Annotated in this window: 8 protein-coding genes, 1 tRNA gene and 1 pseudogene; 8 read left to right on the top strand and 2 right to left on the bottom strand. The window is 57.5% G+C overall.

What is annotated here, in order from left to right; all coding sequences use genetic code 11:
- The first annotated feature begins 88 nt into the window (after positions 1-88).
- From ispF to CFY91_RS14835, 8 genes are all read left to right on the top strand, one after another.
- A complete protein-coding gene (ispF, locus tag CFY91_RS14870; protein WP_093987173.1) occupies positions 89-562 on the top strand; it encodes a 2-C-methyl-D-erythritol 2,4-cyclodiphosphate synthase in 474 nt (157 codons plus the stop codon).
- The gene (gene truD, locus CFY91_RS14865; RefSeq protein WP_093987172.1) at positions 559-1,617 is read left to right on the top strand and encodes a tRNA pseudouridine(13) synthase TruD; all 1,059 of its coding nucleotides are present in this window, start codon (positions 559-561) and stop codon (positions 1,615-1,617) included. The genes ispF and truD overlap by 4 nt, the downstream gene beginning before the upstream one ends.
- Positions 1,605-2,354: a 5'/3'-nucleotidase SurE gene (surE, locus tag CFY91_RS14860; RefSeq protein ID WP_093987171.1), complete on the top strand. Its 750-nt coding sequence runs from the start codon at positions 1,605-1,607 to the stop codon at positions 2,352-2,354. Before truD ends, surE begins: the two co-directional genes overlap by 13 nt.
- A gap of 38 nt (positions 2,355-2,392) precedes the next feature.
- A complete protein-coding gene (locus CFY91_RS14855) occupies positions 2,393-3,028 on the top strand; it encodes a protein-L-isoaspartate(D-aspartate) O-methyltransferase (protein ID WP_165765338.1) in 636 nt (211 codons plus the stop codon).
- An 18-nt stretch (positions 3,029-3,046) separates the two neighbouring features.
- A complete protein-coding gene (locus CFY91_RS14850; RefSeq protein WP_093987169.1) occupies positions 3,047-3,982 on the top strand; it encodes a polyprenyl-phosphate transporter in 936 nt (311 codons plus the stop codon).
- 7 nt (positions 3,983-3,989) lie between these two features.
- Complete coding sequence (locus tag CFY91_RS14845; RefSeq protein WP_093987168.1) at positions 3,990-4,832, top strand: peptidoglycan DD-metalloendopeptidase family protein; 843 nt, start codon at positions 3,990-3,992, stop codon at positions 4,830-4,832.
- Between the two features lie 177 nt (positions 4,833-5,009).
- Positions 5,010-6,014: an RNA polymerase sigma factor RpoS gene (rpoS, locus tag CFY91_RS14840; protein WP_093987167.1), complete on the top strand. Its 1,005-nt coding sequence runs from the start codon at positions 5,010-5,012 to the stop codon at positions 6,012-6,014.
- A gap of 110 nt (positions 6,015-6,124) precedes the next feature.
- Positions 6,125-6,214: transfer RNA gene (locus CFY91_RS14835), tRNA-Ser, on the top strand.
- A 386-nt stretch (positions 6,215-6,600) separates the two neighbouring features.
- Here the strand turns inward: CFY91_RS14835 and CFY91_RS14830 are convergent.
- Positions 6,601-7,488, bottom strand: coding sequence for a replication initiation protein (locus tag CFY91_RS14830; protein WP_093987166.1), 888 nt, complete (start codon positions 7,486-7,488; stop codon positions 6,601-6,603).
- Between the two features lie 232 nt (positions 7,489-7,720).
- A pseudogene (locus CFY91_RS14825) lies at positions 7,721-8,215 on the bottom strand (BglII/BstYI family type II restriction endonuclease); the annotation flags it as partial.
- Positions 8,216-8,318: the final 103 nt, after the last annotated feature.

The following is an 8,318-nucleotide window of genomic DNA, read 5'->3' as shown; positions in this document are numbered from 1 at the left end:
CGCTTGCCGCTTGCCGCTTGCAGCTTGCAGCTTGCAGCTTGCAGCTTTCAGTTAGAATCGCGCCCTGGCATTTTCAGGGCGTTTTCTTATGCGTATAGGTCATGGCTACGATGTGCATCGGTTTGGCGAGGGCGACTTCATTACCCTGGGCGGGGTGCGTATTCCCCACCGTTGCGGATTGATTGCCCATTCTGACGGCGATGTGCTGCTGCATGCCCTGAGCGATGCGCTGCTCGGTGCGGTGGCCCTCGGCGATATCGGCAAGCATTTCCCCGACAATGACCCGGCGTTCAAGGGCGCCGACAGCCGTGTGCTGCTGCGTCATGTGCTTGGCCTGGTCCAGGCCAAGGGCTACCGCGTCGGCAATGTCGATGCCACCATCGTAGCCCAGGCGCCGAAGATGGCCCCGCATATCGAGAACATGCGCCAGTGCATTGCCGAGGATCTGCAGGTCGCGCTGGATCAGGTCAACGTCAAGGCCACCACCACCGAACAGCTGGGTTTCACCGGGCGTGAGGAAGGCATTGCCGTGCATGCCGTGGCTCTGCTGGTGAGCGCATGAACGAGTTTCAGCTCCTCGGGCCGCGTGCCTATGGTGCAGCCTGTGGGCGGGCGCAACTTAAGGCCTGCGCCGAAGACTTTCAGGTTGATGAGGTGCTGGATATCCCGCTCAGCGGGCAGGGTGAGCACCTGTGGCTGTGGGTGGAGAAGCGTGGTCTGAATACCGAGGACGCTGCGCGACGTTTGGCGCGTGCCGCCGGTCTGCCGCTGCGCCTGGTCAGTTATGCCGGGCTGAAGGATCGCCAGGCGCTGACTCGTCAGTGGTTCAGCCTGCATCTGCCGGGTAAGGCTGATCCGCAGTTGCAGGATGCCGAGGGGCCGGCCTTGCGCATTCTCAGTCAGCAGCGACACAACCGTAAACTGCAGCGTGGCGCGCACGCCGCCAACGGTTTCACCCTGCGCCTGACGGCCCTGCAGGCTGATCACGACGCGCTTGACGAGCGTCTGCAGCAGATCGCTCGCCAGGGTATTCCCAACTACTACGGTGTGCAGCGTTTCGGTCACCAGGGCGGCAATCTGCACGAAGCGCGGCAGTACGCCGAGCGTGCTGAGCTGCCGGTGCAGCGCAACCTGCGCTCGCGGTTGTTGTCAGCGGCGCGCAGCTACCTGTTCAACCAGGCTCTGGCCGCGCGCGTTGCCGATGGCAGCTGGCAGCTGGCACAGCCGGGCGACCTGCTGGCCTTTACCGACAGCCGCAGCTTTTTTCTGGCGGGTGAAGCCGATTGCGCCGATGAGCGTCTGGCGCGACTCGATCTGCACCCTACCGGCCCGCTGTGGGGCGAGGGCAGTAGTAGCGCAGAGGGCGACATGCAGCTTCTGGAAGCACGGATTGCCCAGGCCGAACCTGCGCTGGTGGCCTGGCTGGCCAAGGCGGGCATGGCGCACGAACGGCGCATTCTGCGCCTCCCCATTGCGCGCCTGACGTGGCATTATCCAGCTCCTGACATCTTGCAACTGGCTTTCGTCCTGCCGGCCGGATGCTTCGCCACTGCCCTGGTGCGCGAGCTGGTCGATCTGCTACCGGCGGGGCAGACGGATACTCCATGCGAATTCTGATATCCAATGACGACGGCGCCATGGCGCCGGGCATCGCTGCGCTGCATGCGGCGCTGGCCGACCTGGGCGAGTGCGTCATCGTCGCGCCGCTGGAAGACAAGAGTGGCGCCAGCAGCTCGCTGACCCTGGACCGGCCGCTGCATCCCAGCACCCTGCCCAATGGCTACATTGCGCTGAACGGCACGCCCACCGACTGCGTGCACCTCGGGCTCAACGGCCTGCTGGAACAGACCCCGGACATGGTGGTGTCAGGTATCAACCTGGGCGCCAACCTGGGTGACGACGTGCTCTATTCCGGTACCGTGGCGGCAGCCCTGGAAGGGCGTTTCCTGAACAAGCCGGCGTTTGCCTTCTCGCTGGTCTCGCGGCAGCCCGACAACCTGGCTACGGCGGCACATTTCGCCCGTCTGCTGGTGGCGGCTCACGAACGGCTTGATCTGCCACCACGTACTGTCCTCAACGTCAACGTACCCAACTTGCCGCTGGAGAAGATCCGTGGTGTGCAACTGACCCGCCTGGGCCATCGTGCCCGTGCCGCCGCTCCGGTCAAGGTGGCCAATCCGCGTGGCAAGCTGGGCTACTGGATCTCGGTAGCCGGCGATGCCGAGGATGGTGGGGCCGGCACTGATTTCCATGCGGTCATGCAGGGCTATGTATCGATTACCCCGCTGCAGCTGGATCGTACCTTCCATGAGGCGTTCAGCGGTTTGGCCAATGGTCTGGAGGGGCTGTTCTGATGCGTGGGCATGATCACCTGCAGCGTCATGGCATCGGCATGACCTCGCAGCGCACGCGCGAGCGGCTGATTGAGCGCCTCTACGAGGAAGGCCTGAGCAATCCGCATGTGCTGGAAGTCATCCGGCGTACGCCGCGTCACCTGTTCGTCGACGAAGCCCTGGCGCATCGCGCCTATGAAGACACTGCCTTGCCGATCGGTCACAACCAGACCATTTCCCAGCCCTACATGGTCGGGCGGATGACCGAGTTGTTGCTGGCTGCCGGACCGCTCGACAAAGTGCTGGAGATCGGCACGGGCTCCGGTTATCAGACAGCGGTGCTGGCGCAGCTGGTCGAGCGGGTGTTCTCTGTCGAACGTATCCAGACTCTGCAGGACCGCGCCAAGGAACGCCTGGCCGAGTTGAATATTCGTAATGTGGTGTTCCGCTGGGGGGATGGCTGGGAAGGCTGGCCGGCGCTGGCGCCCTATAACGCCATCATCGTTACCGCAGCGGCCGCCGAGGTGCCGCAAGCGCTGCTGGAGCAGCTGGCGCCTGGTGGGCGCCTGGTGATTCCGGTAGGCGCAGGCGATGTGCAGGAGTTGCTGCTGATCACCCGTGAAGAACAGGGCTATACCCGCCATGTGCTGGATGCGGTGCGCTTCGTGCCGCTGCTCAATGGGCCGCTGGCCTGATCGTCAATGGAAGGAACCATGAAGCGTTATCTATTGCTGTTTCTCAAGGGTATGGCCATGGGGGCAGCGGACGTGGTGCCGGGTGTGTCCGGGGGTACCGTGGCGTTCATCACGGGAATTTACGATGAGCTGCTTAAGTCGCTGGCTCAATTGCCCAAGGCTGGCCTGTTGCTGCTGCGCGGGCGTGTACAGGAGGCCTGGCAAGAAGCCAATGCCACCTTCCTGCTGGTGTTGTTCGGCGGCATTCTGCTGAGCGTGTTGTCGCTGGCCAAGCTGATTACCTGGCTGCTGGTGAGCCAACCGATTGCCATCTGGTCGTTTTTCTTCGGATTGATCCTGGTGTCCACCTACCTGGTCGGGCGTGAGGTACAACGTTGGAACCTGACGCGCGTGGCCAGTTTTGTAGCGGGGGGAGCATTGGCCTGGTGGATCACCGTGGCCGCGCCGGTACAGTTGGAAGGCACGCCGTTGACTGTATTCCTGGCCGGGGCCGTGGCGATTTGCGCGATGATCCTGCCTGGGATTTCCGGCAGTTTTATTCTGGTCTTGCTGGGCCTTTATTCGCTGGTGCTGGGCGCTGTCAAAAACTTGCAGCTGGATATCTTGCTGCTTTTCGCCTCGGGTTGCGTGCTGGGCTTGTTGAGTTTTGCCCGGGTACTCAGCTGGCTTTTGCAGCACTGGCGCGACATGACCCTGGCTTTCCTGACTGGTCTGATGGTGGGTTCGTTGAACAAGGTTTGGCCGTGGAAGCAGACCTTGAGCTGGCGTACCGATAGCAGCGGTGTGTCGCAGCCGGTATTGCAGGAAAACCTCTGGCCGACTCAGTTCGCCTTGCAGTTCGACACTGATCCGCAGTTGCTGGCAGCCTTGCTGCTGGCGGCCGGTGGTATCACCTTGGTGCTGGGGCTGGAATGGTTGGCCAAGCGCCTAGCGCTGAGTGGCGAGAGAGACTGACGGGATTATGACGACAGCATTGATAGAGCATGCCTTTTCGCGACAGCTAGCCGTGCTTGGCCTGTGCAGCCTGCTGCTGGCCGGCTGTGCGGGCAAGCAAAGCGGGACTGTACAGGTGGTCGATCGCTCGCCAGGTCATGCCGCACAGAGTCGGCAACCCGTAACCCAGGGGCAGTATGTGGTGCAGCGTGGCGATACCCTGTATTCCATCGCTTTTCGTTTCGGCTGGGACTGGAAGGCCCTGGCGGCACGCAACCAGATCGCGCCTCCTTATCTGATTCGCCCTGGACAAGTCATTCGTTTCGATGGGCAACAGGCTGCGCCGCAAATCGTACGCACGGCGCCACCGGTCATCCCCAGGAATCCACCGGTAGTCAGCCAGCCGCCGAGTGCCGTACCGTCTGTGTCTGCCCCCGTGGTGGTTGCTCCGCCTCCCGCAAGCAAACCGCCGAGCCCACCGATAGCCCCTCCAAAGGTCGTAGGCGGGTGGGCCTGGCCGGCTAGTGGCGCGGTTCTCAGCCGTTTTGCCTCAAACGGCAGTTTGAATAAAGGAATTGATATCGCCGGTGAATTGGGCCAGCCTGTTTTGGCTGCTTCTGATGGCTCGGTGGTATACGCCGGCAGCGGTTTGCGCGGATATGGCGAACTGGTGATCATCAAGCACAACGATATCTACGTGAGCGCCTACGGACATAACCGTAGGCTCTTGGTGAAGGAGGGGCAAAGGGTCAAGGCCGGGCAAGCCATTGCTGAAATGGGTTCCACAGGAACCGACCGGGTGAAGCTGCACTTCGAGATTCGCCGCCAGGGCAAACCTGTAGACCCCTTGCAGTACCTGCCACGTCGTTGACCTTCAAGGTCTGCCAGATTCAACACACGCCAGCTATACGGGGTTAAGGGCGTGTCGATGCGGAGACAACCGCACAGATCCTAGCTTCACTTTTGCCACGCACGCAGGGGACGGGCCTGCCGCTGTCACGGAAGAGCAGCGCAGGCCGGTTGGATAACTCAGCATGGGGCAACAAACATGGCACTCAAAAAAATAAAAACGCCGGAGTTTGATGTTGACGACGATCTGCTTCTTCTCGAAGCGGAAGACGTCATGAGCGACAGCGAAGCATCGGGCAGCGAAGCCCCCGTATCCGTCAACAAGACACGGGCCACTGCCAGCAGTCAACACAAGTACATTGATTACAGCCGCGCATTGGATGCCACCCAGCTGTATCTCAATGAAATTGGCTTTTCCCCTCTGCTCAGCGCCCAGGAAGAAGTGCACTTCGCACGCCTGGCGCAGAAAGGCGATCCGGCCGGCCGCAAGCGCATGATTGAAAGCAACTTGCGCCTGGTGGTGAAAATTTCCCGGCGCTATATCAATCGTGGCTTATCGCTGCTCGACCTGATCGAGGAAGGCAACCTGGGCCTGATTCGTGCCGTGGAGAAGTTCGATCCCGAGCGGGGTTTCCGTTTCTCCACCTATGCCACCTGGTGGATTCGCCAGACCATAGAGCGCGCCATCATGAATCAGACGCGCACGATTCGCCTGCCTATCCATGTGGTCAAGGAACTAAATGTCTACCTGCGAGCCGCTCGTGAGCTGACGCAGAAGCTTGATCATGAGCCATCACCCGAAGAAATCGCCAACCTGTTGGAAAAACCGGTGGCGGAGGTCAAGCGTATGCTCGGGCTCAATGAGCGGGTGAGCTCGGTGGATGTATCGATCGGGCCGGACTCGGACAAGACGCTGCTCGATACCCTGACGGATGAGCGTCCCAGCGATCCCTGTGAGTTGCTGCAAGGGGATGATCTCAACGCCAGTATCGATCAATGGCTGGGCGAGCTGAGTGAGAAACAGCGCGATGTGGTGGTGCGTCGTTTCGGTTTGCGTGGTCATGAAAGTGCCACGCTAGAAGAGGTCGGGCGTGAAATTGGCCTGACGCGTGAGCGCGTCCGGCAGATCCAGGTCGAAGCGCTCAAACGTATGCGGGAAATCTTCGAGGCCAACGGCCTTTCCAGCGATGCACTATTCCAGTAGCGATCACCCTGCTGCTCGCTGAGCAGCAGGGCAAATAGCTGAAATTCCGGAAAAAAGTGCTGCGCAGGGCTTCGCCAATGGCGCGACTGCTGCTATCATGCGCGCCGTTCGGGAAGATGCCGGAGTGGTCGAACGGGACGGATTCGAAATCCGTTGTGTCAGCAATGGCACCTAGGGTTCAAATCCCTATCTTCCCGCCATATCGAAAAAAGCCTTATAAATCAACGGTTTATGAGGTAGCCGAAACGGCGATTTGTAGCAACGGTTTGTAGCGTTTTTTGTAGCGCAAGCCTGACCTACGAATCGCCGTTTTTCTTTGCCTTCTTGGGGCGTTCTGCCCTGTCCTATGCCAATCCATACCCTCTACCCTGAAAGGCCGTCCAAGGCGTTTCTAGTGGCTTATCCGTTCGCCTTGAGGATCGAGGTCGCCAAGCGGGCGAAGGCTCTGCATTCGCTCGGTTGGTGGCCGGTTTAGGAATGGGTGTAAGTGGGTGAGGATATGGTTTTCGCTAACGGAATGAGCAAGGAGAGACACCCGGTTCGGGTGCTATTATCTGATATAGGCTTTTGTCTCATTACAATAATATTAAGTTCTAGTCTGTAATCTATACCAAGTTGCTCTACTTACTCCTAATAATTCCCAAGGCTTGCCATTGGCTGTAGTTGTTGCTGGCCTGCCTCCTAGTTTTCCTCTAATAGCTTGAATCTCAGGTGTATGAGTTTTGGCGATGTAATCTTCAAAGGTTCCACGGTTGAAGTTTCTAAACGTCCATTTGGCTACGCTCTTGGCCGTGTGTTTGACTTCGGCAAGTTCCAAAGGGGTAGAAAATTGGCTGTTGTAGCCTGTTGCTCTATCCACGCAAGCGTTTAGCCATTGTTCATATTCAGGCCAGCCCTGACGGATTGCCTTATATGCCCAAGCTCTTAGTTTCTCGAATAGAGTGCAGTTCCTGCCTAGTCCATAGTCGGGGAGGAGCTTGCGCTTGTTCTGGTAGACAGAAAGGTCCAGGTAATCGGCTAGACCGTCCAATGTGTAGAGTTCTGGCTCCCACTGTTTGACGATCCAATGTGGATTCAATGGGTTTTTGCAGATAAGCCCTGAATAACCTATGTCAGCGTCGAGAAGATCTCGCATAGCGTTGTCGATAGCCCCAGCGTAGCGTAAAGGGGCTGTTTTACAGTCGATTGCGGTTCGGATAGGGGTATGTAAGCCGTAGAGCAAATGAGCGTGCCCATTGGCCGGATTTCGAGCGATTAGATTAGGTGGTGGTGCTCCTACCTGCTCCCAATGTAAGCCAGCGTCTCGACGATCTACGTCATAGACAAGCCATAGCTTATGGGTTGGGCCATTCGGTTGAATGTGGCGAGCAAGTGCGGCTTTTTCTTTTTTGTTTATTTTTAAGCCGTTTGATAAGTAGTCAGCGTGATACGGTCTTGCTGGTAATTTCTCGTTAAATAGGTCTAAGCATTCCATTGTATTCCTCTTCTGGTTAATGTTCAGAAAGAGAAAACTTCGGAAGTGGTCTTGACAATAATTTATTTGATGATTAAATGAATATTGTTGATGTTTCTGTTTATTCCACTGATTGCCACCTTGCCGGGTGGTTTTCTCTTTCTACTCTATTCAAGTTGCCATATTTTATAAGTTTGTCAAACTTGAATAGTAAAAAGCCCGCAATCAAGCGGGCTTTTGATTTGTCTTAGGATTAATCTTCGACGTAAAGGCTTCTAGTGATTCCAAATACAAGAACAGGACACCCGCCAGCGCCACCGCCAAGGATTCTTGGCTCCAGCTTGTCATAGTGTGTCGTAGAGTTTCCGTAGGAGCTGCCTTTCCCTAGTTCGTTGAAGATTTTCTGTAACTCAGTAGCCCGAGTGATTACCACTCCCACGCTAATGGCTTTTAAATCAAACAAAAGTCGGAAGTTGTTAAGGTCACGGTCATAGAATGGGTCTTTGTTGTTCCATTCAATTTCGATAGCAATTTTATTCTTGAAGCAATCGACTTTGTGCGTTGGGGTTTCTCTAACTACGCCGTCTACAATGGTGCTTGTCTGGAACTGCTTTTCTTGCCAACCTCTATCGTAGAGTTGCCCGTCGAGGGCATTTGCGATAGGTGATTTATTCTTGCCGGGTTCTAAGACTGCTGAGCGATATAGGCGGAAGTCAGTAAGGACTTCAATCAAGTCGTTCCATGAATCGCCCCGGCTTTTGTGGAGGCCTCAACTCTTGAGAAGATGAGGCCATGAGAAAGACTACGACCTACTCCCCCGAAGTCCGTGAACGTGCTGTGCGCATGGTTGG

It is taken from the genome of Pseudomonas fluvialis, from assembly GCF_002234375.1.
Classification (GTDB): domain Bacteria; phylum Pseudomonadota; class Gammaproteobacteria; order Pseudomonadales; family Pseudomonadaceae; genus Aquipseudomonas; species Aquipseudomonas fluvialis.
Note: the sequence above shows the minus strand (reverse complement) of the source record. Positions and strands in the feature narration are given on the sequence as shown.